Annotated in this window: 10 protein-coding genes; 4 read left to right on the forward strand and 6 right to left on the reverse strand. The window is 72.0% G+C overall.

The window, feature by feature from the left end; genetic code table 11:
- Positions 1-76 precede the first annotated feature (76 nt).
- Together ACZ69Q_RS12325 and ACZ69Q_RS12330 are read left to right on the forward strand one after the other, a co-directional pair.
- Entirely contained in the window at positions 77-1,912 is a 1,836-nt protein-coding gene (locus ACZ69Q_RS12325) for a glycoside hydrolase family 15 protein (RefSeq protein WP_471040628.1), read from the forward strand.
- Between the two features lie 91 nt (positions 1,913-2,003).
- Positions 2,004-2,651, forward strand: coding sequence for an isochorismatase family protein (locus tag ACZ69Q_RS12330; RefSeq protein ID WP_471040630.1), 648 nt, complete (start codon positions 2,004-2,006; stop codon positions 2,649-2,651).
- A gap of 5 nt (positions 2,652-2,656) precedes the next feature.
- Here the strand turns inward: ACZ69Q_RS12330 and ACZ69Q_RS12335 are convergent, their stop codons facing one another.
- Positions 2,657-3,982, reverse strand: coding sequence for a lysine N(6)-hydroxylase/L-ornithine N(5)-oxygenase family protein (locus tag ACZ69Q_RS12335; RefSeq protein WP_471040633.1), 1,326 nt, complete (start codon positions 3,980-3,982; stop codon positions 2,657-2,659).
- Between the two features lie 84 nt (positions 3,983-4,066).
- On the opposite strand from ACZ69Q_RS12335, the gene ACZ69Q_RS12340 reads away from it, so the two are divergent.
- Entirely contained in the window at positions 4,067-5,020 is a 954-nt protein-coding gene (locus ACZ69Q_RS12340; protein WP_471040635.1) for a methionyl-tRNA formyltransferase, read from the forward strand.
- An 86-nt stretch (positions 5,021-5,106) separates the two neighbouring features.
- Entirely contained in the window at positions 5,107-6,123 is a 1,017-nt protein-coding gene (locus tag ACZ69Q_RS12345) for an iron-siderophore ABC transporter substrate-binding protein (protein WP_471040637.1), read from the forward strand.
- A gap of 61 nt (positions 6,124-6,184) precedes the next feature.
- Here ACZ69Q_RS12345 and ACZ69Q_RS12350 read toward each other — a convergent pair whose 3' ends face one another.
- Genes ACZ69Q_RS12350 through ACZ69Q_RS12370 form a run of 5 tightly spaced genes read right to left on the reverse strand, consistent with a single transcriptional unit; the run spans position 6,185 to position 25,519 of the window.
- Entirely contained in the window at positions 6,185-9,652 is a 3,468-nt protein-coding gene (locus ACZ69Q_RS12350; RefSeq protein ID WP_471040639.1) for a non-ribosomal peptide synthetase, read from the reverse strand.
- 48 nt (positions 9,653-9,700) lie between these two features.
- Positions 9,701-17,473 (reverse strand): amino acid adenylation domain-containing protein, encoded by a 7,773-nt coding sequence (locus ACZ69Q_RS12355; protein ID WP_471041528.1) that lies wholly within the window; start codon positions 17,471-17,473, stop codon positions 9,701-9,703.
- A gap of 56 nt (positions 17,474-17,529) precedes the next feature.
- On the reverse strand, positions 17,530-22,128 hold the full coding sequence (locus ACZ69Q_RS12360) for an amino acid adenylation domain-containing protein (RefSeq protein ID WP_471040641.1): 4,599 nt from the start codon (positions 22,126-22,128) through the stop codon (positions 17,530-17,532).
- Entirely contained in the window at positions 22,125-25,301 is a 3,177-nt protein-coding gene (locus ACZ69Q_RS12365; RefSeq protein ID WP_471040644.1) for an amino acid adenylation domain-containing protein, read from the reverse strand. The genes ACZ69Q_RS12360 and ACZ69Q_RS12365 overlap by 4 nt, the downstream gene beginning before the upstream one ends.
- Complete coding sequence (locus ACZ69Q_RS12370; protein ID WP_471040645.1) at positions 25,301-25,519, reverse strand: MbtH family protein; 219 nt, start codon at positions 25,517-25,519, stop codon at positions 25,301-25,303. Before ACZ69Q_RS12370 ends, ACZ69Q_RS12365 begins: the two co-directional genes overlap by 1 nt.
- Positions 25,520-25,521 lie beyond the last annotated feature (2 nt).

Here is a 25,521-nt window from a genome sequence, read left to right on the forward strand (position 1 = left end):
TCCCGCCGCCCCGGCCCTCCCCTGGCCGATTACACCTACGCTGGGAGCGAGCGCTTGGCGGGCCAGGGAGGCTGCGATGAGCACTACTCCGATCGAGACGGGCACACCGGGGGCGTCGCGGTACGTGCCGATCGCCGATCACGGCCTGATCGGCGACCTGCGCAGCGTGGCCCTCGTGGGCATGGACGGCACGATCGACTGGTACTGCTGCCCGTCCTTCGACGCGCCCAGCGTCTTCGCGGCGATCCTGGACGCCGAGCGGGGCGGCTGCTTCGAGCTGGCGGCCTCCGTGCCGGCCCGGACCAAGCAGTTCTACTTCCCCGACACGAACGTCCTGATCACCAGGTTCTTCACCGAGGACGGCGTCGGCGAGGTGCAGGACTTCATGCCGGTCGACGGCAATGCGGCCGAGGTCGAGCGGCACCGGCTGATCCGGCGTGTGGTGTGCGTGCGCGGCTCGATCCCGTTCCATACGCGCGTCGCGCCCCGCTTCGACTACGGCACCCGGTCGCACACCGTCCGCATGGAGGGTGAGGTGGCGGTCTTCGAGTCGCAGGAGCTGTCGATCGGGCTGACCTCCACCGTGCCGTTGGAGATCGACGGGCCGGATGTGCACGCCGACTTCAAGCTCTCCCAGGGCGAGTCGGCGGTGCTCGCGCTGGACCAGATCGGCGGGGCGCTCGCGCTGAAGCGGTGCGCGCGGACCGAGGCCGAGGAGCAGTTCAACAGCACGGTGGCGTACTGGCGGAACTGGCTGTCCGCCTCCAAGTACCGGGGCCGCTGGCGGGAGATGGTGCACCGCTCCGCACTGACGCTGAAGCTGCTCACCTACGCGCCCACCGGCGCCATCGTGGCGGCGCCGACGACGAGCCTGCCCGAGCAGGTCGGTGGCGAACGCAACTGGGACTACCGGTACATGTGGGTGCGCGACGCCGCGTTCTGCGTGTACGCGATGCTGCGGCTGGGGTTCACGACCGAGGCCGAGGCGTTCATGAAGTTCCTGACCGAGCACGTCAGCCGGGGCGACGGCTCGCCCACGGGTCCCTTGCAGATCATGTACGGCATCGACGGCCGCACCGATCTGTCCGAGCGTGAACTCGACCACCTGGAGGGCTATCTCGGCTCGGCTCCGGTGCGTGTCGGCAACGCCGCCTCCGACCAGCTCCAGCTCGACATCTACGGCGCGTTGATCGACTCGATCTACCTCTACGACAAGTGGGCGCAGCCCATCTCCAGCGACCAGTGGGACAACGTGTGCGCGCTGGTGGACTGGGTCTGCGAGAACTGGGACCAGCCCGACGAGGGCATCTGGGAGACCCGCGGCGGCCGCAAGAACTTCCTGTACTCGCGGCTGATGTGCTGGGTGGCGATCGAGCGGGGCATCCGCATGGCCAACCGCCGCGGGCTGCCCGCCGAGCTGCCGCGCTGGCAGGAGTGCCGGGACAGGATCTACCGGCGGATCATGAGCCGGGGCTGGTCCGAGACCCGCAAGGCCTTCGTCCAGTGCGAGGACAGCGACGTACTGGACGCGGCCGTGCTGATGATGCCGATGGCGAAGTTCATCGCGCCGACCGACCCGAAGTGGCTGTCCACCCTCGACGCCCTCACCGAGGACCTGGTGTCCGACTCGCTTGTCTACCGCTACGACCCGGAGGCGAGCCCCGACGGACTGCGCGGCGACGAGGGTACGTTCTCCATCTGCTCGTTCTGGTACGTCGAGGCCATGGTCCGGGCCGGCCGGGTCGACGAGGCGCGCCTCGCCTTCGAGAAGATGCTGACGTACGCCAACCATCTGGGTCTGTACGCCGAGGAGATCAGCCACACCGGCGAGCAGCAGGGCAACTTCCCGCAGGCGTTCACGCATCTGTCCCTGATCAGCGCCGCGTTCAACCTGGACCGCGCGCTCGGATGAGGCCGGTTCGCGCCGGTCATCGACAAGACATCGAACTTAGGCGAGGCTAACCTAAATAGGGTTCCCCAACTCGCCCGGAGGGCAACCCGAGATGACGCCTGGCTCGATCTTCCCGTACGTCATGCCGACCGCCGCGATGCTGCCCGACGACACCACGGGGTGGATCCTCGATCCGGGCCGCGCGGCGCTCGTGGTCCTGAACTTACAAAGGCGCTTCGTGCGCGTCCTGGCGGAGGAGGGCGCCCCGGTCCCCGAACTCCTCGCCAACACCGCCCGGTTGGTGGACGCGGCCCATGCAGCGGGCGTGCCCGTCATCCACTCGGTGCCGGCCGGGGAGCGCGGCCCCGCCACGTACGTACGGCGGCCCGGCGCACCGGCCGACCGGGACGGCGAGGCGTTCGCCGAGCAGGTCGAACCGCGCACCGGGGACGCGGTGCTGACCGCGCGCAAGCACAGTGCGTTCGCCCGGACGCGGCTGGAGGGCCGGTTGCGCGATCTGCGGCGGGACCAGATCGTGATCGCGGGGCTGTTCGCCCGGGTCGGAATCCTGATGACCGCGGCCGACGCCTGGGTGCAGGACCTGGAGCCGTTCGTCGTCGCGGACGCCATCGCCGACGCCTCGGCCGGGAGCCATGGGTTCGCGCTGGAATGGGTGGCGGACACGTGCGGGGCGGTGACGTCCACGGACCGGGTGGTGGCGGTCTTCGGCCCCGCCGTGCCCGCGGCGGAAGCGGTCTGACCGGCTCAGACGGATGCCGTGCGGCGGCCCAGCAGGGAGCGGTGGATCTCCCCCGCGCGGATCGCGGTGGTCGACAGCAGGGTCGAGGTGAGCCCGTGGGTGTGCTCGGTTCCACCCTGGAGATAGATCCCCGCGGTGACGTCCGCGGCCGTCTCCACACGGTGATCGCGCGAGACACGGATGGCGTCGCCGTCGTCGCGCAGACAGACCTTCGCCGCCTCGCCGAGCAGGGCGGTGAGGTCGCGGGGCCGGTAGCCGGTGGCGTGCACCAGAACATCGGCCCGCAGGGTCTGCTCCTCCCCGGTCGGCAGGAACTCCACGGAGACGTCCAGCGCACCGTCGCCGCGGCGGCGCACGTCGCGGATGCGGGAGACGTTGAGGAACCGCAGCCGCTCCCGTCCTGCGACCTTCTCCTGGTACGCGGTGGCGTACAGGGACTCGATCAACTCCATGTCGACGACGGAGTAGTTGGTGGAGCGGTGGTAGTCGAAGAGGGACTGTTTCACCTCGGAGGGCGCGCCGAAGTACACGTCCACCGCCTCCGGGTCGAAGATGCGGTTGGCGAACGGGCTGTCGTCGGCGGGCGTGTAGCCGTACTTGGCGAACACCGCGCAGACCTCGGCCTCGGGGAAGGAGCGGTGCAGATAGTCGACGGTCTCGGCGGCGCTCTGTCCGGCGCCCAGAACCACCGCGCGGCGCACCGGCCGGCCGCTCGCGGCGAGTTCGGTGACGCGGGGCAGTAACTGGCTGTTGTGCCAGACGCGTTCGGAGAGTTCGACGCCGGGCGGCACATGGGGTTCCAGGCCGACGGCCACGCTGATGTCGCGCGCCCGGCGGGTGACGGTCCTGCCGGGGCGTTCGGGGTCACGGCAGACGACATCGAAGTGCGTCACCGTGCCCGTGTCGTCGCGCACGGGGTCGATGGCGGTCACCACATGGCCGTACGCCACGAGGTGGCGTACCCGCTCGGCCGCCCACTCGAAGTACTCGTGGAACTCGACGCGGAGCGGGAAGAGGGTCTTCTGGTTCAGGAAGTCGATCAGCCGGCCGCGCTCGCGCAGGAAGCACAGGAAGCTGAAGTCGCTGGCCGGATCGCGCAGCGTGACAAGGTCCTTGAGGAACGACACCTGCATCGTGGCGTCGTCGATGAGCATGCCCCGATGCCAGCCGAAACCGGGCTGGCGTTCCAGGAAGAGGGCGTTGATCCGGCGGTCGGCCGGAACGCCTGCGTTGTGTTCGTCAATCGCTATGGCCAGTGCGAGATTTGACGGCCCGAAACCGATTCCGAGGACGTCGTGGGTGGTGTCCGATCCCGTGAGCGGTGACTTCACCGTGGCATCGCCTCCCTCAGGCAGCCACATGTTAGATAAGGTTAGCCTTACCTTGCAATGGAGCCCGCCGAAGGGGAGAACCGCATGCGCGTCGCCATGTTCGGCTACCAGACCTGGGGTCACCGCACACTGCAAGCCCTCCTGGACTGCGATCACAAGGTCACCCTCGTGGTCACCCACCCCAAGAGCGACCACGCCTACGAGAAGATCTGGGACGACTCCGTCGCCGAACTGGCCGAGAAGAACGACGTCCCCGTCCTCCTGCGCAACCGCCCCGACGACCCCGAACTCCTCGCCGCCGTACGGAATGCCCGGCCCGACATCCTGGTCGCCAACAACTGGCGCACCTGGCTGCCGCCGGAGATCTTCGACCTGCCGCCGCACGGCACGCTCAACGTGCACGACTCACTGCTGCCGTCCTACGCCGGCTTCTCCCCCATCATCTGGGCGCTCATCAACGGCGAGGAGCGCGTCGGGGTCACCGCGCACCGCATGAACGCCGAGCTGGACGCCGGGGACATCCTGGTGCAGCGCTCGGTGGCGGTCGGACCGGCCGACACCGCGACGGACCTGTTCCACCGCACCGTCGACCTCATCGCGCCCATCGTGCGCGAGTCCCTCGACCTCATCGCGTCCGGCAAGGACGCCACCCACTGGCAGCCGCAGGACCGCGGCCGCGCGAGCTTCTTCCACAAGCGCTCCCTCGAGGACAGCCGCATCGACTGGAGCTGGCCGGCGGAGCGTCTGGAGCGGCTCGTACGGGCGCAGTCGGACCCGTACCCGAACGCGTATACGTTCCATTGCGGACAGCGGATCCGGATCCTCTCGGCAGGTGTCTCCGAGGGCCGCTACGGCGGCACTCCGGGCCGCATCTTCATCCGCGAGGGCGACGGCATCGTCATCGTGGCGGGCGCGGACGCCCACACCGGCCGGCACCCGGGGCTGGTCATCCGGCGACTGCGCACCGACGACGGCACGGAGTACGCCGCCACCGACTACTTCCGCACCATGGGGGGCTATCTCAACGCTCACCCGTGATCGGGCAACGCCAACTACCGCCAAAAACAAAGAAGTTGTCCGAAACGCGTTGCTAAGGCAAGGCTAACCTTGCTTTACTGACGCGCATGTCGAGAAAGCTTCTCAGCACCCTTCTCACCGTCACCCTCGCGGCCGCCCTGGCGGCCTGCGGCTCCGTCGAGGACGACTCCAACTCCTCCTCCGACGCCTCCGGCGACGCGAAGGCGGGCGCCTCGTCCGCCTTCCCGGTGTCGATCAAGCACAAGTTCGGCACCACGAAGATCACCAAGGCGCCGGAACGGATCGTGGTGATCGGCAACGGCGGCACGGACGACATCGACGCGCTCTACGCGCTCGGCGTCACCCCGGTCGCCATCTCGAAGGACTCCCTCAGCTCCGACGGCGTCTACCCGTGGCTGAAGGACAAGATCGACACCAAGAAGACGGAACTCCTCGACACGCTGACGGCCGTCGACTACGAGAGGGTCGCCTCCCTCCAGCCCGATCTGATCCTCGCCACCTCCGACTTCACCCTCGACAAGGACTACAAGAAGCTCGCCGCGGTGGCGCCGACCATCGGCTATGAGACGGCGTGGGGGCAGCAGACCTGGCAGGAGCACGTGCAGGTGGTCGCGCAGGCCGTCGGCAAGGAGGACCAGGGCGAGAAGGTCGTCAAGGAGACGGAGGACGGCATCGCCGCGGTGAAGGCGAAGCACCCCAAGCTCGACGGCAGGACGTACAGCCTGTCCATCGGCAACACCCCGGCGAAGATCTTCACCATCGCCTCCGAGGAGGACTTCGCCGCCAAGCTGATGAGCCAGGTCGGGATGAGCCTGACGCCGTCGGTGAAGAACATCAAGACGGTCAACGGCAGCCCGACCGGTGAGCTGTCCTTCGAGCAGCTCGACAAGCTCGACGCCGATCTCGCGATCATCGCGTTCACCACGCCGGACCTGAAGAAGGCCTTCGAGTCCAGTGACCTGGTGAAGAACATGTCCGCGGTGAAGGACGGCCGTTACGTCGTGACGGACGTCGCGACCATCAGCCAGCTCCGCAGCCCGTCCGCGCTGGGCATCCCGTGGGCGCTGAACAACCTGGAGCCCGGCTTCGAGAAGCTCGACTGACCGGCCCGAGGGGGAATCGGAGGAGGGGGAGGCGCCCGTCAGGCGCCTCCCCCTTCCTCTGTCATGAGTCGCGCAGTGCGGACTCGACCTCGTCCGCCGACATGCCCTCGATCTCCAGATGGATCGCGGCGACCCGGTCGAGCCGGCCGGGCGTCCGCTCCTCCGCCACGAGCCGCTTGGCCATTCCGCCGGCCGTGAGGGTGGCGAAGAGGGAGCGTACGGTCACTTCCGAGGTGTCCAGCGTCTCGCGCAGCCGGCCGACGATGACCGTGGCGAGGACCGAGTCGCCGCCGAGGGCGAAGAAGCCGTCGTCGAGACCGACGCGTTCGACGCCCAGGACGTCCTGCCAGACGCGGGCCACGACCGTTTCCAGGGCGGTGCCGGGCGCCCGGTGCCGCTGCACCTCCTCCGCCCGCCACAGCTCCTGTACGGCGCGCCGGTCCAGCTTTCCGTTCGAGGTGAGCGGCAGTTCCGCGGCCACGGCGATCCGGGCCGGGACCATGTGCGGCGGCAGCACACAGCGCGCCCACTCCCGCAGGTCGTCCTCGCTCGTCCCGGCGTCGGCGGCCACCGCGGCCGCGAGCTGGACGCCCTGTCCCCGGGTCAGCCCGGCCACGGCACGCCGTACGGCGGGGTGTCCGGCGAGCGCCGCCTCCACCTCGCCCAGCTCGATCCGGAAGCCGCGCACCTTGACCTGGTGGTCCCGGCGCCCGAGGAACTCCAGGGTGCCGTCGGGCCAGTACCGTGCCAGGTCACCGGTGCGGTACCAGCGCAGCCCGTCCGCCTCGGTGAACTTCTCGGCCGTACGGGAGGGATCGGCGCGGTAGCCGAGCGCCACCCCGTCCCCGCCGATCCACAGTTCGCCCGGCACCCAGTCCGGACAGTCCCGTCCATGGGCGTCGACGACCCGGCAGCGGACGTTGCGCAGCGGGGTGCCGTACGGCACCGACCGCCAGTGCGCCGGGACTTCAGGCTCCGTCACCTCACGGACGGTGGAGTGGATGGCGGTCTCGGTCGTCCCGCCCAGACCGGCGAACCGGCAGCCGGGCGCCCGCTCGGCGAGCCGCCCCGGCAGGTCGGTGCCCACCCAGTCGCCGCCGAGCAACACGGCCCGCATTCCGGCGAGTTCGCCGGATTCGGTGGCGAGCAGCAGCATGTCCAGGAGCGGCGGGACGCAGTTGAGGACCGTCACGCGGTGGGTGCGCACGAGGTGGGCCCACTCGCTCGCCTCGCGCCGGTCGCCGTCGTCCACGAGCACGACCGCGCCGCCCGCGCCCAGCAGTGCGAAGACGTCGTAGACGGACAGGTCGAAGTCGAGGGCGGACAGGGCGAGGCAGCGGTCCGAAGGGCCCACGCCGAAGCGGTCGTTGAGGTCGTCGATGGTGTTCATGGCCGCCCGGTGCGGCACTTCGACGCCCTTGGGCTCACCGGTGGATCCCGAGGTGAACAGCACATAGGCGGGCTGCTCCTCGTCCACCGCGACCGGCTCCGGGAGCGGGGCGGTGAGCACCGCTTCGGCGACCGGCAGCGCGTCGAGGCCCTCGACCGGGCGTCCGTCGGTCAGCGCGACGCGGAATCCCGCGGTGGCGCGGATCCGGTCGCGGCGGGCGGCCGGCTGCTCGACGCCGATCGGTACGTAGGCGGCGCCCGCGGCCAGCACGCCCAGGACGGCGGTGATCTGGTCGGTGCCCTTGGGCAGGCTGACCGCGACCGTGTCGCCAGGGCACACGCCCCGAGCCACCAGCGCCGCAGCCGTCCGCAGCGCACGGTCCGCCAACTCGCCGTAGGACAGGGTGCCTTCGGTGCCCCACAGCAGGGCCGGGGCGTCCGGCGTCGCCGCGGCGCGCTCGAAGAAGCCCTGATGGAGCAGCCGATGGCTGCGCGGGCCCTCGGTGGCGTTGACCTTGGCCCGCAGTGCCGTCTGCTCGGGCGGCAGCAGGGCGGGCACCGGCTGCTCCCAGACGGTGCGGTCGGTGCCGAGCCGGGTGACCAGGCCGTGGAAGGCGGCGAACATCGCGTCGACCAGACCGGCCGGGAAGGCGTCCTCCCGTACGTCCCAGTTGACCAGCAGACCGCCGTCGACCTCGGTGACCTGCGCGTCGAGCAGCACCTGCGGCCCCTGGGAGACGATCCACACGGGCTTGCCGAAGGACTGCCGCACGCCCGCGTCGAAGAGCTCCCCGAGGTTGAGGGCGCTGGTGAACACCACGGGCGCCAGGACCTGTTCGCCGCGCTGCCGGGACAGGTCGCGCAGCACCTCCACACCGGAGTAGTCGCAGTGCGCGGCGTCGGTGTGCATCCGGTCCTGAAGGCGCCGCGCGTGCTCGGTGAACGAGCCCGATGCGGCCAGGTCGACGTCGAGCAGCACCGAACTGGTGAAGTCGCCGACGAGCAGGTCGACATCGGGGTGGGAGCCCCTGCGGTCGAACATCGGCACGTTGAGCAGGAACCGCGGCTGTCCGCTCCAGGCGGCCAGCACCTCCGAGAAGGCGGTCGCCACCGCCATCGCCGGGGTCAGCCCGTGCCGGTGGGCGCGGGCGGTCAGACGCCGCTTCTCCTCCGGCGGCAGCCAGTGGTGCCGACGCGTCACCCGGGTCGGATCCGTGCGCTCCGCCTCCGGCACGAGCGGGAGTTCGGGGGCGCTGGGCAGTCCGGGGACGCGCCGCTGCCACCACTCGCGTGCCTGCTCCCGGCTCAGCCGCCGTACGTCGGCGCGTTCCGCGAGGTACTCGGGGTAGCTGGTGCGGATCGGGGGGAGGGCGGTGGCGGGGTCCTGGTAGAGCTTGGCGAGGTCGGACAGGAGCACCCGGTAGCTGAGGGCATCGGCGGCGAGCATGTCGACGTCGACGTGCAACCGGCCGGCGCCGTCCGGCAGCAGGGAGAGCTGCACGGAGAAGACCTGACCGGCGGCGATGTCCAGGCGCGCGTGCGAGGAGGCGTGCCGGACCTCCTCCAGTCGGGCCGCCACCGTCCGGGCGTCCCGTGCCCGCAGGTCGTGGACGGTCGTCGCGGGTCCGGTGAGGTCGGGCAGGATCTGCTGGCGGCCGTCGTCGGTGAAGCGGGCACGCAGCATGCCGTGGCGGGCCGCGAGGGCGCGTACGGCCTGATCGAGCCGGTCGGGGTCGACGCCGGTGCCGTCGAACTCGACGTAGAGGTGGGCGGCGACGGAGCCGAGCGTGGTCTCGTCGCCGCGGCCGATCCAGTACGCGTGCTGCATCACGGCCAGCGGGAAGGGTTCGCGGGGTTCGGGCCGGGCGGGTGGCGGGCCCGGGGTGTCGCTCGTGGGCCGGGCCGCCGGGGCGTGGGCTTCCAGCAGGGTCCGCCAGGCACGCAGGGTGGGTTCCTTGGCGAGCTCGGCGAAGCTGATCCGGATGCCCCGCTTGCGCCAGCCACCCGCGATCCTCATCAGGGTGATGGAGTCCAGACCCCAGGCGATCAGGCTGTCGTCCTCGCTCGGCGGTGCCTGAGGGCCGAGTGTGTCGGTGACCGAACGGAGCAGCTCGTCCGCGGTCGGGTGGTGCTGCGTCACCGGTTCCTCCGAAGTCGTCCGTGGTGGCTCAGTGGTCGGTCCGTGGGCTCAGAGGTCGTCCTCGAAGTCGTCGATGTCCTCCTGGGTGAGTTCGACCAGGGGGAGGTCCGCCGGGGTGAGGCCGCCGGCCGGGGAGCCGGCCGCGTGCAGGGCGAGGGCGTGCAGGGCGCGCTCCCACAGGCCGAGCAGCTCTCGCGCCTCGGACTCGGTCAGGAACGTGTCCGGCCAGGAGGCGGAGACGTGCAGCCGTGCGCCGCCCGTCTCCTCGACGGCGACGGCGTTGATCTCCAGGCCGACGGCGGCGGGGCGTGCGCCGTCCGGCGGCGGCACGCTCAGCATGGGCGCTTCGGGGGCCAGCTCCCAGGGTTGGTCGCCGGAGCCGGACGCGGTGAAGCGGCCCAGGTAGTTGAAGAGGATCTGCGGCGGCGGGAGTTTCTCCAGAGCGGGCGCGGTGTCGGGGTTGAGGTGGCGCAGGAGGCCGTATCCGAGTCCGTGGTCCGGTACGGCGCGCACCTGCTCCTTGATCCGCTTGAGTGCCGTGCCCGCGGCGGGCCCGCCGGACAGCGCCTCGTCCACGTCCAGCGGGCCGGGGTCGACGGTGACCGGGTGGAAGGTGGTGAACCAGCCGACCGTTACCGAAAGGTCGACGCCTTCGGCGATGTGCTCCTCGCGTCCGTGCCCCTCCAGGCCGACCAGCAGCGAACGCCCGGCCAGGTCGCCCCGCCCCTCCCGCCAGGCCGCGGCGGCGAGCGCGAGGGCGGTGAGCAGGACGTCGGGGACGGCGGCGTGATAGGCGGCGGGTACGTCGGTCAGGAGGGGGCCGGTGACCTCGGTCGGGAGCACCAGCTTGTGCTCCCGCACGGTCGCGTCGGCGTCGAAGGCACGGTCGAGCAGGGGCCGTGCGTTGTTCAACGTCTCCGTCCACCAGGCCAGTTCGCGTACCCGCTCCGGCTTGTGCGCCTCCTCGTGCAGGAGGCCGCTCCAGGTGCGGAAGGAAGTGCCTGCGCGCGGGAGGGCTCCGCCGGACTGCCACGCCTCCGCCAAGGCGGAGGTGAGGATCCGCCAGGACACACCGTCCACGACCAGATGGTGGGCCACCAGGAGCAGCCGGCCCGAGTCGGTGAACCACACGGCCTGGAGCATGCGCCCGGCCGCCGGGTCGAGCCGGGCGACGGCGGCGGCCAGTTCGGCGTCAAGTGCCGCGTCGCGTACCCGGGTCAGCAGGTCGCCCGCCCGCACCGCGGCTTCGGCGGGCACCACCAGCTTGTCCGTGAACCGGGCGCGGAGCATCTCGTGACGGTCCAGCACCGCTTGGAGCACGTCGACGGCGGTGTCGTACGTGAGCTCCGGCGGGGTCACGAGCAGGACCGCCTGGGCGAGACCGTCGTGGGAGCCGTCGGGGCCCGCCGTCCAGTGCATGATCGGGGTCGGTTCCGCCTCGCCGACCGGGTCGTCTACGACAGCGGTGCCGGTCGGCTCGACGGAGGCGGCCAGCCCGGCCGGTGTCGGGGTCTGGAAGACGTGCCGGGGACTGAGCGCGATACCGGCCTTGCGGGCCAGGGTCACCAGGCGGATGGACACGATGCTGTCGCCGCCGAGCTCGAAGAAGCTGTCGTCGACGCGGACCTGGCTCAGCCCGAGGACGGTGGCGAACAACTCGCAGAGCCGGCGCTCGCGTTCGTCCGCGGGCTCCCGGGCCGGTGTACCGGACGCGGTGGTCACGGGTGCGGGCAGGGAGCCGCGGTCGACCTTGCCGGAGGGCAGCAGCGGGAAGGCGTCGAGGGCGGTGAGGGTGCGCGGCACCATGTGCTCGGGCAGCCGCTCCCGCAGTTGGTCGTGCAGGTCGCCGAGGTCGTCGGCACCCAGGTAGTACCCGGCGAGCTGCTTGACGCCCGGGGCGTCCTCCCGGAGCACCACCACGCCGCGCCGGACGCCCGGGTGCTGTTCGAGGATCGCCTCGATCTCCTCCAGCTCGACCCGCATGCCGCGGATCTTCACCTGGTGGTCGGCGCGGCCGAGGAACTCCAGGGTGCCGTCGCGCTGCCACCGCACCAGGTCACCGGTGCGGTAGAGCCGCTCGCCGGGCGGGCCGAACGGGTCGGCCACCCAGTGGTCGGCGGTGCGGCGGGGGTCGTTGACATAGCCGCGGCCGAGGTAGACGCCGCCGGCGTACAGCTCGCCCGGCACGCCGACCGGCACCAACTGGAGCCGGTCGTCCAGGGCGTACAGCCGGGTGTTTCCGTTGGGCCGCCCGATGGAGACGGCACTGCGGATGGCGCCGGTGCGGTAGACGACGTGGCTGACGCCGATGGTGGCCTCGGCCGGTCCGTACCCGTGGTACATCACCGCGGGGCTCGCGGTGCGGAAGCGGGCGAACAGCTCCGGGGTGAGGACCTCGCCGCCGCACCACACGTGTCGGAGCGAGCCGGCCCGCCGGGCGAAGCCGTCCAGTTCCAGGAGCAGGTCGAGCATGGAGGAGACGAGGTAGGTGAAGGTGACCCGGTGGCGTTCGACGGTGTCGAGGAGGTAGTCGACGTCGCGTTCGCCGCCGGGTTCGGCGATCACCACGCGTCCGCCGTTCACCAGCGGCAGGAAGATCTCGTTGATGGAGATGTCGAAGCCGAGCGGCGCCTTGAACAGGGCCGCGTCGTCGGTGCCGAAGCCGAGCAGGCCGCGCTGCCACAGCAGTCGGTGCGCGATGGCGCGGTGGCGGATCATGGCGCCCTTGGGGACGCCGGTGGAGCCGGAGGTGTGGATGACGTAGGCGAGGCCCTCCGGATCGACGGGGACGGCCGGGTTGTCCGGCTGGTGGGGGCCGTCCAGGCGCACCTCGACGAACGGTGGCGCGTCGTCCCCGAGAACCCCTGGGTGCCCCGGCTTGCCCAGCACCGCGGTCAGCGCCGCGCTGCGGCACACCTCGGCGATCCGGCGCGCCGGCCAGGACGGCTCCAGCGGCACGAACGCCCCGCCCGCCTTCAGCACGGCGAGCAGTCCCACGACCATCTCCACCGAGCGTTCCAGATGGATGCCGACGCACCGCTCGGGCCCGACGCCGAGTGAGATGAGCTGCCGGGCCAGGGCGTTGGCGCGGGCGTTGAGCTCGCCGTACGTCAGACGCGTGCCGCCCTCGACGCCGTACTCCACGGCGGTGAGCCGGGGGGTCCTCGCCGCCTGTTCCTCGACCAGGGCGGTCAGGGTGGTCGCGGGCATGGGGTGGGCGGTGTCGTTCCACTCCCCCAGCATCAGCGCGCGCTCACGCGGGGTGAGGACGTCGGCGAGGGCGACCGGCCGGTCGGGGCGCCGGGCCAGCTCGCCCACCAGCCGCACGAACCGCTCCACCATGTCCTGGGCGGTGTCGTGGTCGTACAGGTCGCGGCTGTGGACGAGTGAGCCGGTGATGCCGCCGCCGTCCGGCCGTTCGAAGACGTGGAAGGCGAGGTCGGTCTTGGCCGTGTAGAAGTCGACGCGCAGTTCGTCCAGCGTGAGCCCCGCGAAGTCGCGTGGGCCGTCCGGGGCCTGCTGGTGGGCGAGCATCACCTGGAACAGTGGATGGCGGCCCATCGACCGGGCCGGGGCGAGCACGTCCACCAGCCGCTCGAAGGGCAGTTCCTGGTGGGCGTAGGCGTCCACGTCCCGCTCCCGCACCCGGGCGAGCAGTGTGCGGAACGTCGGGGCGCCGGAGATGTCGGTGCGCAGCACGAGGGTGTTGACGAAGAGGCCCACGAGATCGTCGAGGGCCGCGTCGCCCCGGCCGGCGACCGGAGTGCCGATCGGGATGTCGTCCCCGGCGCCCATGCGGCCGAGCAGGACGGCAAGGGCGGCCTGGAGCGCCATGAAGACGGTGCCGCCGGCCTCCGCCGCCAGTTCCCGCAGCGCTTCGTGCACCTCGGCGTCGAGGGCGAAGTCCACAGCACCGGCACGGTATCCGGCGACGGCCGGGCGCGGCCGGTCGACGGGTAGCTGGAGTTCCTCCGGCACTCCCTCCAACTGCCGTGACCAGTAGTCGAGTTCGCGGTCCGCCACGCCCCCGTCGTCGAGCAACTGCCGCTGCCACAGCGTGTGGTCGGCGTACTGCACCGCCAGCGGCGGCCATGCGGGGCCGATGCCGCGGCGCCGCGCCGCGTAGGCCGTCTCCAGGTCCCGCAGCAGCGGCTCCGCCGACCAGCCGTCGGTCGCGATGTGATGGACGAGGAGGAGCAGGACGTGCTCGTCGGGGCCGAGGGCGTAGAGCGTGGCCCGTACGGGGATCTCGGTGTCCAGCGCGAAGGCGTAGGCGGCGGCCTCGCGCAGGTGTCCGTGGAGGTCATCGGCGCGGGTCGGCACGACCGCGAAGGGCACGGCCGCCTCGGGAAGGATCCGCTGGCAGGGCGTGCCGTCGTCGTCCGGGAAGACCGTGCGCAACGCCTCGTGCCGTCCCACGACGTCATCAAGCGCACTCCGCAGTGCTTCGGCGTCGAGTCGTCCGGTGAGACGTACGGCGGTGTGGATGTTGTACGTCGGGCTCGGCCCCTCCAGTCGGTACAGGAACCAGAGCCTGGCCTGCGCGGAGGACAGCGGCAGCGGGTCGGGACGCCGGCCCGGCAGCAGCGGGGGGCGTCGCTCGGCGGCCGGGGCGGACAGGAGCGGGGCGAGCCCGGCCACGGTCGGCGTGTCGAAGACGGCCCGCAACGGGACGACCGCGCCCAGCTCGGCCCGGATGCGGGCGACCAGGCGGGTGGCCATGACGGAGTGGCCGCCGAGGGCGAAGAACTCGTCGTGGATACCGACGGAGGGCAGTGCGAGCAGTTCGGCGACCAGGACGCACAGGCTCGCCTCCGCCTGTGTGCGGGGCGCGGTGGCGGTGGTGAGGCCGGACAGGTCGGGTGCGGGCAGGGCCGCTCGGTCGAGTTTGCCGCTGGGGGTCAGCGGCAGGTCGTCAAGGATCACCACGGCGGCGGGGAGCAGATGCTCCGGCAGCGTCGCCCTGAGGTCCTGTCTGACCCGCAGCGGCTCCAGCGAGACCCCGGGCCGGGGCACGGCGTACGCGACCAACCTCGCGTCGTCCGCCAGGTCCTGACGTACGGTCACCGCGGCCTGGGAGACGCCCGGCAGTGCTGCCACGGCGGCCTCGGTCTCGCCCGGTTCGACACGGAAGCCGCGGATCTTCACCTGGTCGTCGGACCGGCCGAGGAACTCCAGCGCCCCCTGTGCGCTCCAGCGCACCAGGTCTCCGGTGCGGTAGAGGCGGGCGCCGGGCGGGCCGTAGGGGTCGGCGACGAAACGGCCGGCGGTCAGGCCGGGGCGCCGGAGGTAGCCCCGGGCGAGCTGGGTACCGCCCAGATAGAGCTCGCCCGGGACGCCGGGCGGCACCGGACGCAGGGTCGCGTCGAGGACGAGCGTGCGGGTGTTCCACACCGGCCGCCCGATCGGCACGGAGCCGGCGCCGGAGCGCGTCCCGTCGGCGCACGGCCAGGCGGTGACGTCCACGGCGGCCTCGGTGGGGCCGTACAGGTTGTGCAGTTCCGTGCCGGGGAGCGACTCGGCGCAGCGCTCGGCGAGTTCGCCGGGCAGCGCCTCTCCGCTGCACACCAGTCGGCGCAGGACGCCGCGCACCTGCTCGGCTGCGGGGTCGTCCAGGAAGACGCGCAGCATCGAGGGGACGAAGTGCGCGGTCGTGACCCGCCGTTCGCGGATCAGCCCGGCGAGATAGCCGGCGTCGCGGTGACCTCCGGGCCGGGCGAGGACCAGCACGGACCCCGTGATCAGCGGCCAGAAGAACTCCCAGACGGACACGTCGAAGCTCGCCGGCGTCTTCTGGAGCACCCGGTCCCCGGAGGCGAGTCCGTACGTCTCCTGCATCCACAGCAGCCGGTTGACGATCGCGGAGTGCGGGACGACCACGCCCTTGGGGCGGCCGGTTGAGCCGGAGGTGTGGATGACGTAGGCCGGGTGTTCGGGGCGCAGGGGCTGGAGCCGGTCGGCGTCGGTGAGTTCGGCGTCGTCGAGACCGGCGCTCGGCAGGGCGTCGAGCAGCAGCAAGGGTGTCCCGTCGGGCAGGGCCCCGGCAGCCTGTGCGCAGGTCAGTACGACGGTGGGCGCGGCGTCCTCGACCATGAACGCCAGCCGTTCGGCGGGGTATCCGGTGTCCAGCGGGACGTAGGCGGCACCCGCTTTGAGCACGGCGAGCAGCGCCACGACGAGGTCGGTGCCGCGGTCCAGCGCGACGCCCACCAGGTGCTCGGGGCCCACGCCGCGGGCGATCAGCAGCCGGGCGAGCCGGTTGGCGCGGGAGTGCAGGCCGGCGTAGTCGAGGGCGGGCGTGCCGTCGTCGGCAAGGAGGGCTGGTGCGTCGGGGGTGCGTGCGGCCTGCCGGGCGAGGAGGTCGGCGAGATGGGTGACCGGGACGGGGCGGCCGGTGGCGTTCCACTCCTGGAGGACCAGCAGTTCCTCGGCATCCGTCAACAACGGAAGTCGTGACACGGCGAGTTCGAGGTCGCCGAGGGCGGCGGCGAGGAGCGTCTCAAGCTGCCGGAGCAGGCGGTCGACTGTGTCCGGGGTGAACAGGCCGCTGCGGTAGGTGGCCTCGATGCGCAGCCGGCCGTCGGTGAGGAACGCCTCCAGGGACAGGTCGAACTGGGTGGTGTCGTTGTGGACGGTCTCCCATTCGGCGCTCACCCCGGGGAACTGCGGCCCTTGGAGTCCCTGGGTGAGGAAGAGGAGCATGACGTCGAAGTAGACGGAGCGCCCCGGCTGCCGGTCAGGCTTGAGCCGCTCCACCAGTTGGTCGAAGGGCATGTCCTGGTGGGCGTAGCCGTCCGTGCACAACTGCCGCACCCGCTCGACGAGTTCACCGAACCCGGGGTCGCCTGCGAGGTCGGCGCGCAGGGCGAGGGTGTTGCCGAAGTTGCCGATCAGGTTTTCGAGGCCGGGCAGATCGCGGTTCATGACGGCCGAGCCGATGGGGACGTCGGTGGCGCCGGTGGTGCGGTGCAGCAGGGCCGCCAGCCCCGCGAACAGCACCATGAAGGGGGTGACGCGCGCACCGCGCGCGAAAACGGTGAGCCGGTCGGTGACGTCGGGGGCGAAGGTGTGGAAGCGGCGGTCGCCGTCCGCGGCGGGACGGGCGGTGCGGGGCGCGTCCGTGGGCAGGGCGAGGGGGCGAGGCGGCGGGACGAGGGCGGAGCGCCAGTGGTCGAGGTGCTCGGCCAACCGTTCCTCGGTCCAGGCGGTGCGCTGCCAGCGCGCGAAGTCGGCGTACTGGAGGGGGAGTTGTCCGAGTTCGGAGGGCTCTTTGGTGGCCGCCGCCCGGTAGAGGGCGGTCAGGTCGCGGGACAGGGCGTTGAACGTCCCTCCGTCCCAGGCGATGTGATGAACGGTCAGCACCAGGGTGTGGTCCTGCTCGGCGCGCCGGATCAGCAGGGTGCTCAGGGGGTGGTCGGCGGCCAGGTCGAACGGAGTCGCCGAGGCGGTGCGGGCGAGGTCCGCCGCACGGCTGTCCCGCTCGCCCTCCGTCAGGCCGCGCAGATCGGCGGTGGCGAACTCGACCCGCGCCGCGGCGTCGACGATCTGCTCCGGGGTGCCGTCCTCGGTCACCGGATAGCGGGTGCGCAGAATCTCGTGCCGGTCGATCAGGCCCTGAAGGGCGGTGCGCAGCGCGGCCGGGTCGAGTGGGCCGCGCAGCCGGATGGCGAGGCAGACGTTGTAGGCGGGGCTTGCCGGGTCGAGCTGCTGAAGCAGCCACATCCGGGACTGGGCGTACGACAGCGGCAGCCGTGCCGTGTCCGCGGGGCGCGGCGGGATCCTCTCCGAACGGGCCGTGTCGGCGAGGCCCGCCATCTCCATTCGGCGGCGCAGCAGTTCGCGCTTGCGTGCGGCGAGGTCGGCGGTGGGGGTCTCCGTCACTGGTCTTCGCCTTTCAGAAGCCGTTCCAGGGACTTGGTCCAGAGCCCGGCCAGCCGTTGGATCTCCGGCTCGGTGAAGAGCCGTTCCGGCCACTGCCAGCACACCGAGAGTTGCGTCCCGGTGATCACCGCGTCGACGACGAGGGCGTAGGGGACGGGCATGCCGGGGTCGGCGCCGCTGCCCATGGCACCGGTCTCGGGTGCGCTGGTGAACACGGCGTTCTCGCGGCGCTCGCTCACCGTCATCCGGCCCAGATAGTTGAACTGGATCTGGGGCTCGGGGAGTTGGGCGAGTTGCGCGGCCGTGTCCGGGGTGAGGTGGCGTAGCAGGCCGTAGCCGATGCCCTTGTCGGGAAGGGCGGCCAACTGGTCGCGGATACGGGACACGTGGTCGGTGGTCCCGGGGTCGAGCCTGACCGGGAAGACCGTGGTGAACCAGCCGAGGGTGCCGGACAGGTCGGCGCCGGGCAGCAGGTGCTCCTCGCGGCCGTGCCCCTCCAGGGCGATCAGCACGCTGGGGTCGCGGGAGAGGGAAGGCCCCGGTGACCGGTAGAGATCCGGTGCGGCTGCACGCCAGTCCGGTACGGCGAGTGCCAGCGCGGTCAGCAGCACCTCCTGGACGGAGGTGGCCGTCAGGGGTGCGGTGATGTCCGGGCCCAGCGTGGTCCAGTGCCTGCGGATGGTGGCCCTGGTGTCCTGGACGGGGTCCAGCGGGCCGGTTCCCAGGGGCTGCTCGGGGCGCTCCAACACCTGCTGCCAGAACGGGAGTTCGTCCGCCCGTTCCGGCGCCAGCTCGCGAAGCGCCTGCGCCCACTCCCGGAAGGACGTGCCCACCGGCGACAGCTCTCCGCCCTCCCATGCGGCGGCCAGATCGACGACCAGTACGCCCCAGGACGCCGCGTCGGTCACCAGGTGGTGGAGCACGACCAGGAGCCGCCCCTCGCGACCGGGGCCGGTGTCGAACCACAGGAACCGCGCCATCGCGCCGGCGGCCGGGTCGAGCTCGGCGACCAGGTCGTCCATCGCCTCCGGCACCAGCGTGCCGATCGCCGTGTGCTCCAGTTGCCCGGCGTCGACGCGCCGCACGCAGTCGGCGGCGCGGGCCGAGCCCACGGGCGCGGCCTCGAAGCGCCAGGACCCGTCCTCGGCCCGCCAGAAGGCGGAGCGCAGCAGATCGTGCCGGTCCAGGACAGCCTGGACGGTGCGGCGCAGTCCGTCGAGGTCCGTGCCGGGCGGGGTCCGCAGGAAGCGGGCCTGGCTGAGGGCGCGGAAGGGGCCGTCCCGCTCGGTGAGCCAGGTCAGGATCGGGGTGAGCGGGATGTCACCGGTCCCCGCGTCGGGGTCCGTCACGCGGCGTTCGGCGTCGCCCGCGCGGTGCGCGGCGTCGGTGCGTTCGGCGTCGCCCTCGCGGTGCGCGGCGTCGGCGCGTTCGGCGAGTTCCGCGACGGTGGGCCGCTCGAACACGTCGCGCGGTGAGATCGCCAGCCCGGCGGCCCGCGCCTGCCCGACCAGCCGCATCGACACGATGCTGTCGCCGCCCAGTGCGAAGAAGCTGTCGTGCACGCCTACCGTGTCCAGCCCGAGCACCTGCGCGAAGAGCTTCGCGAGCCGCTCCTCGACCGGGTTGCGGGGCGGCTGCGCGGCCGGTCCGGCGGAGCGGGACGGGGCCGGGAGGGCGGCGGTGTCGAGCTTGCCGTTGAGGGTGAGCGGGAAGCCGTCCACCGGTACGAACGCCGACGGCACCATGTAGTCGGGCAGTACGGCGGCCACGGCCCGGCGCAGCACTTCCGCCGTGTCCTCGGCCGGGGGCGCGGTGAGGACGACGTAGGCGACGAGACGCCGTACGCCGGGTGTGTCCTCGCGGACGACGACCGCCGCCCGTTCGACGAGCTCGTGCCCCAGCAGCACCGCCTCGATCTCGCCGGGTTCGATCCGGTAGCCCCTGATCTTGACCTGGTCGTCGACCCGGCCCAGGCACTCGACCAGGCCGTCCTCGGTCCAGCGGGCGATGTCGCCCGTGCGGTACATGCGGGCGCCGGGGTGGTCACAGAAGGGGTCGGCGACGAAGCGGGCCGCGGTGGCGGAGGGTTGGCCGAGGTATCCGCGTGCCAGGCCGGCACCGGCGACGTACAGCTCGCCGTCGACTCCCACGGGGACGGGGTTGAGGTGCCCGTCGAGGATGTAGAGGGTGCCGCCCGCCACAGGGCGGCCGATGGAGGGCCGCTCGCTGAGGGCGAGGTCGCAGTCGGCGGAGTCGACGGTGCATTCGGTGGGGCCGTAGAGATTGTGCGCGGCGAGTCCGTCGGTGTCGCGCAGGGTTCGCCACAGGTCGGGCGGTACGGCCTCGCCACCCACGCCGAGCACCTTCAACTCGGCCTGCCAGTCGCCGCCTTGGGCGACCAGCTCGCCGAGCAGGGAGGGGGACAGCTCGATGAACTCGATGCCGTGGCGGGCCAGGAAGTCCCGCAGGGCCGCGGGATCGCGGCGGACGTCCTCGGGAACCATGTGCAGTTCGTGTCCCGCGAACATCCACAGCATGGGCTGCCAGGAGGCGTCGAAGGCGATGGGCCAGGCGTGGCCGATCCTCAGCGGGCGGCCCCCGGCGGCTTTCGACGCCGGTTCGTGCAGGGCCGCGTTGTGGGCGGTGAAGAGGTTGACGATGGCTCGTTGGGGGATGACGACGGCTTTCGGGCGGCCGGTGGAGCCGGAGGTGTGGATGACGTAGGCGGGGTGTTCGGGAAGGAGGGGGACTGCGAGGTTGGAAGGGTCGGTGTGGGCGAGGCGCCGGCGGGTTTCGGGGGCGTCGAGGAGTACGAAGCGGTGGGGTGGCGGTACCGGGGAGCGAGTGCCGGTTGTCTGTGGCTGATCGCGCAGTTCCCCGCGCCCCTCAAGACAGGGCGCCGCAGTCGTCGTGGTGACGACAGCCACGGGATTCGCGTCTTTCAGCATGGCCGCGAGGCGCTCCTCGGGCCATGTCGGGTCCAGTGGCAGATAGGCCGCGCCGGCCTTCTGGATCGCCAGGAGTGCGGTCATCGTGTCCGGGGTCGGAGGCAGGGCGAACGCCACGATCTGCTCCGGCCCCGCACCCAACTCCACAAGATGCCGGGCCAGTTGGTTTGCCGTTGCGTTGAGCTGCTCGAATGTCAGACGTCGACCGTCACCCACCACCGCCACCGCGTCCGGCGTGCGGGCCGCCTGTGCCTCGAACACCTCGGGCATCGTGCGGTACGGCACCGGCAGCCGGTCCCCCGCCCCGCCCGCCAGCAGCGCGGTCCGCTCCCCGGGCGCCAGGACGTCCAGTGCCGCCAGGGGGGCTTCCGGGGTGGCCAGGAACGCGTGGAGCAGCCGCTCGAAGCGGCCGGACAGCTCCTCCACTCCCGTGCGGTCGTAGCAGTCGGGGCGGAACTCGAAGACGACACCGAGCCGTCGTTCGGCGAGCACGGCGAGGGTCAGTGGGTAGTGGGTGGCGCCCGAACCCTTGACCTCCAGGATCCTCAGCCCTGCTGATGCCTCCGCCTCCGCGACCGCCGCCTCGTCGATCGGGTAGTTCTCGAAGACCAGCAGGGTGTCGAAGAGATCGCCCGCGCCGGCCAGGCGCTGGATCTCCGTCAGGCCCAGGTACTGATGGTCCATCAGCCGGGACTGTCCGTCCTGAAGCCGGCGCAGGTAGGCACCCGCGCGCTCGCCGGGCGGGACGGTCACCCGGACCGGCACCGTGTTGATGAACAGGCCGATCATCGACTCCGCGCCGGCGAGCTCCGCGGGCCGTCCCGCCACCGTCGCCCCGAAGACCACGTCGTCCCGACCGGTCAGCCGCGCCAGCAGCAGGGCCCACAGGCCCTGGACGACCGTGTTGACGGTGACTCCGCGACTCCTCGCGAACTCCTGCACCCGGCCGGTGAGTTCCTCGGTGAGTCGCAGCGTGTGCAGCTCGGGCAGGACCGGGAGGAGTCCGGCGGACGAGGGCGCCAGTACCGTCGGTGTCGCTCCGGCCAGTGCCGCGCGCCAGGTGTCGGCGGACGCTTCCCGGTCGCGGGAGGCGAGCCAGGCGAGGAAGTCCCGGTAGGGGCGTACGGCGGGCAGCGGGGCCGTGGTGCCGGGGGCGAGCTGGGCGGCGTAGAGCTGGAGGAGTTCGCGGACGAGGAGCGGGATGGACCAACCGTCCAGCAGGAGGTGGTGGTTGGTGAGGATCAGCAGCCAGCGGTCGGCGGCCCGGCGCAGGAGCGTCAGGCGCAGCAGCGGCGGGTCGGTGAGGTCGAAGCGGGCGGCGGCGTCCGCGGCGATCAGGCCGGCGGCATCCCCATCCCCCTCCGCCCAGTTCACCGGCACCTGCTTGAGCACGACCTGCACGGGCTCGTCCAGGTCCTCGTGCAGGAAGGCGCTGCGCAGGTTGGCGTGCCGGACGAAGAGTTCCTCGGCGGCCGTGCGCAGGAGGGCGGGGCGCAGGGGGCCCTCGATCTCCACCAGGGACTGCATGGTGTAGACGTCCTGGGCGCCCTCGTCGAACAGGGCGTGGAACAGCAGGCCCTGCTGGAGCGGGGAGAGCGGCAGTACGTCCTCGACCAGGGAACCGTCGTCCCCGGGTGCCTGGCTCATCGGGTCCTCCACCTCGCCTTGACGTTGTCGAGCTGCGACTGGCTGAGGGACACCAGTGGGGCGCCGGTGGGCGTGAACTCCTCGGGCACGGCTCCGGTTTCGTCGGGCAGTGCCTGGGCGAGGCCGGCCGGGGTGCGGTGGGTGAAGACGTCCCGTGGGGACAGCGCGAGTCCGGCTCTGCGGGCGCGGTCGGACAGGCGGACCGAGACGATGCTGTCGCCGCCGCGCTCGAAGAAGTCGTCGTGGACCCCGACCCGTTCCAGCCCGAGCACCTCTGCGAACAGTGCGCACAGCACCTTCTCCGGTTCGGTGCGCGGCGGTTCGAAGGCGGACGTCTTCGTGAAGTCGGGGGCGGGCAGGGCGCGTCGGTCGAGTTTGCCGCTGGGGGTGCGCGGCAGCTCCGCCAGCACGATCACGGCCGAAGGTACGAGGTGTGCGGGCAGCCGCTCGGCGAGGGCCCGCCGCACGGCAAGGGGTTCGAGGACGGCCCCGGGCTCCGGCACGGCGTAGGCGACCAGGCGCCGTGGTGCCGAGCTGTCCTCCCTGGCAACGACCGCGGCGCCGGCGACGCCCGGCAGCGCGCTGATGGCCGCCTCGATCTCGCCGGGTTCGATCCGGAAGCCCCTGATCTTCACCTGGTCGTCGGCCCGGCCGAGGAACTCCACCGTGCCGTCGGCCCGGAGCCTGGCCAGGTCGCCGGTGCGGTAGAGGCGGCTGCCCGGGGGGCCGAAGGGGTCGGCGACGAAGCGTTCGGCGGTGCGGCCGGGTTGGCGGAGGTAGCCGCGGGCCAGTCCGGCCCCGGACAGGTACAGCTCGCCGACCGCGCCGGTGGGGGACGGTCGCAGGAACGGGTCGAGGACGTGGACGCGCGTGCCCGCGATCGGCCGTCCGAGCGGCACCGCGCCCTCGCCGCCGTCGTGGACGTGGATCAGGCTGTCGCCGGCCGCCTCGGAGCAGCCGTAGAGGTTGACCAGTTGGGCCCGCGGCCAGCGCCGGACGATGGCGTCGGCCAGTTCGGCGGGGAGGGTCTCACCGCTGGAGACCCAGGTGCGCACGGTGGAGAAGGCGCCCGGCGGGGCGGATTCGACGAGGGTCGAGTACAGGCTGGGTACCGCGGTGATGAGGGTGGCCCGGTGGCGGTCGGCCAGGGCGGCGAGGGCCGTCGGATCGCCGGTCGCCTCGTCGTCGGCCAGTGCCACGGCCTCGCCGGCGACGAGCGCGCCGAGCAGCTCGGTGAGTCCGTCGATGAAGCTGAGCGGGCTCTTCGAGACGCGGACGCCGGGTGTCCCGTCCGGGTTCCCGAGGTCCCGGCCCCAGTGCAGTCGGTTGGCGAGGGCCCGCTGGGTGCCGATCACACCCTTGGGGCGGCCGGTGGAGCCCGAGGTGAAGATGATGTACGCCGGGTGGTCGGGTGACAGGGGCGGTTGCTGTCGTAGGGCGGCCTCCGCGTCCGGCGCGCAGACCGACTCCGGTTCGATGCCGAGCTGTTGGACGGTCGGTGCGTCGCAGATCACGAGGCGGGGCCGGGCCTCGTCGAGCATCAGTGTGACGCGCTCGGGCGGATACCCGGGGTCGATCGGCATACAGGCGGCGCCGGCCTTCAGCACCGCGAGGAGTGCGACGACCAGGTCGGGGCCGCGCGGCAGGGCGACCGCGACCACGGTCTCGGGTCCGGCGCCCCGATCGGCCAGGGCGGCCGCCAACCGCCCGGCACGGGCGTCGAGTTCGGCGAAGGTCAGCGTCGTGTCGCCGTGCAGGACGGCGGGTGCGTCGGGGGTGCGGGTCGCCTGGTCCTCGAAGAGGGCGCGGACCGTGGGGTGCGGGAGCGGGTGCTCGTCCCGCGCGGGCGGCTGATCGGACGGGGGGAGGCCGAGCCTGGCGACGGGGGTCGCCGGGCTTTCTGTGAACTCCCGGATCAGGACGTTGAGTTGATCGGCGACGCCGGTCACCGCCGCGTCGTCCAGCGCGGAGGGACGGTGGCTGAGGGTCAAGGTCAGCCGGTCGCCGGGCAGGGCGGTGAGGGTAAGCGGGTAGTGGGTGGCGTCGTGGACCGAAACCCCGGTCATACGGAGGCCGTCGGTGCCGAGTGCTCGGGCTATGCCCTCGTCGTCGATGGGGTAGCTCTCGAACACCAGCAGTGTGTCGAAGAGGACCGTGTGCCCGGTGGCGCGCTGGATGTCGGCGAGGCCGAGGTGGCGGTGGTCGAGGAGCGCGGACTGCTCCAACTGGAGCCGGGTGAGCAGGTCGGCGAGCGGTTCGGCGGGGCGCAACCGTACGCGTACCGGCAGGGTGTTGATGAAGAGGCCGACCATGGACTCGATTCCGGGCACGTCGGCGTCGCGGCCGGAGACGGTGGCGCCGAGGACGACGTCCGTGCGGCCGGTCAGCCGGCCGAGCAGCACGGCCCACAGGGCCTGGAGCACGGTGCTGACCGTCACTCCGTGGGCGCGGGCGGTGCCGGTGAGCGCCTCGGTGTCGCGCTCGGAGAGTTCCCAGACCCGCCTCTCGGGTTCCTCGGCGGGGAGGTCCCGCGCGTCCGGTACGACGAGTGACGGCTCGTCAAGTCCCGTCAGAGCGGCCCGCCATGCGCGCTCGGCGGCGGCGCGGTCCTGCCGGGCGAGCCAGGCCAGGTAGTCGCGGTACGGCCGGACGCGGGGCAGAGTGTCGGCGCCCGCCGCGTAGAGATGGAACAGCTCCCGGACCAGGACGGGGGCGGACCAGCCGTCCCAGAGGAGGTGGTGGGAGGAGATCATCAGGCGGTGGTTCAGGGCGTCGAAGGTGACGAGCCGGAACCGCACCAGCGGTGGCCGGGCCAGGTCGAACCGCTCGGCGCGGTCCTCGGCCAGCAGCCGTTCGAAGGCCGGCTCGCGTTCCTCCGGCGGCAGGGAGGACAGATCCGTGACCTGCCAGGGGGTCGTCACCGTGCTTCTGATCACCTGGACCGGGCGGCCTGAGCGCTGCGTGCGGAACGCGGCCCGCAGGTTGGCGTGGCGGGCGAGCAGTTTCGCGACCGCCGCGCTCATGTACAGCTCGTCCACCGGGCCTTCGAGGCGCAGGGTCATCTGGCCGGTGTAGACGTCGTGGCCGCGTTCGTCGTACAGGGCGTGGAAGACCATCCCCTCCTGCATGGGTGACAGGGGAAGGACGTCCTCCACGACCGGGCGGCCGGCCATCAGCCCTCGGCCCTGCGCATGGCTTCGGCCAGGCTGCGCGGGCGCATGTCCGTCCAGTGCCGCTCGATGTGGTCGAGGCAGGCGGCCCGGCCGGCGGGGCCGTGCACGGAAGTCCAGCCGTCGGGTACGGGCGCGAAGTCCGGCCACAGGGAGTACTGGCCCTCGTCGTTGACCAGGACGCGGAAGACGCCGTTGTCGTCGTCGAAGGGGTTGGCCATGG

The sequence above is a fragment of the Streptomyces sp. NPDC036764 genome, from assembly GCF_055609385.1.

Coding starts and splice junctions, on each gene's coding strand:
- ACZ69Q_RS12325 (WP_471040628.1), top strand. CDS start 77: ATGAGCACTACTCCGATCGAGACGGGCACACCGGGGGCGTCGCGGTAC.
- ACZ69Q_RS12330 (WP_471040630.1), top strand. CDS start 2,004: ATGACGCCTGGCTCGATCTTCCCGTACGTCATGCCGACCGCCGCGATG.
- ACZ69Q_RS12340 (WP_471040635.1), top strand. CDS start 4,067: ATGCGCGTCGCCATGTTCGGCTACCAGACCTGGGGTCACCGCACACTG.
- ACZ69Q_RS12345 (WP_471040637.1), top strand. CDS start 5,107: ATGTCGAGAAAGCTTCTCAGCACCCTTCTCACCGTCACCCTCGCGGCC.
- ACZ69Q_RS12355 (WP_471041528.1), bottom strand. CDS start 17,473: ATGGAGATGGCGGGCCTCGCCGACACGGCCCGTTCGGAGAGGATCCCG.
- ACZ69Q_RS12360 (WP_471040641.1), bottom strand. CDS start 22,128: ATGAGCCAGGCACCCGGGGACGACGGTTCCCTGGTCGAGGACGTACTG.
- ACZ69Q_RS12365 (WP_471040644.1), bottom strand. CDS start 25,301: ATGGCCGGCCGCCCGGTCGTGGAGGACGTCCTTCCCCTGTCACCCATG.
- ACZ69Q_RS12370 (WP_471040645.1), bottom strand. CDS start 25,519: ATGGCCAACCCCTTCGACGACGACAACGGCGTCTTCCGCGTCCTGGTC.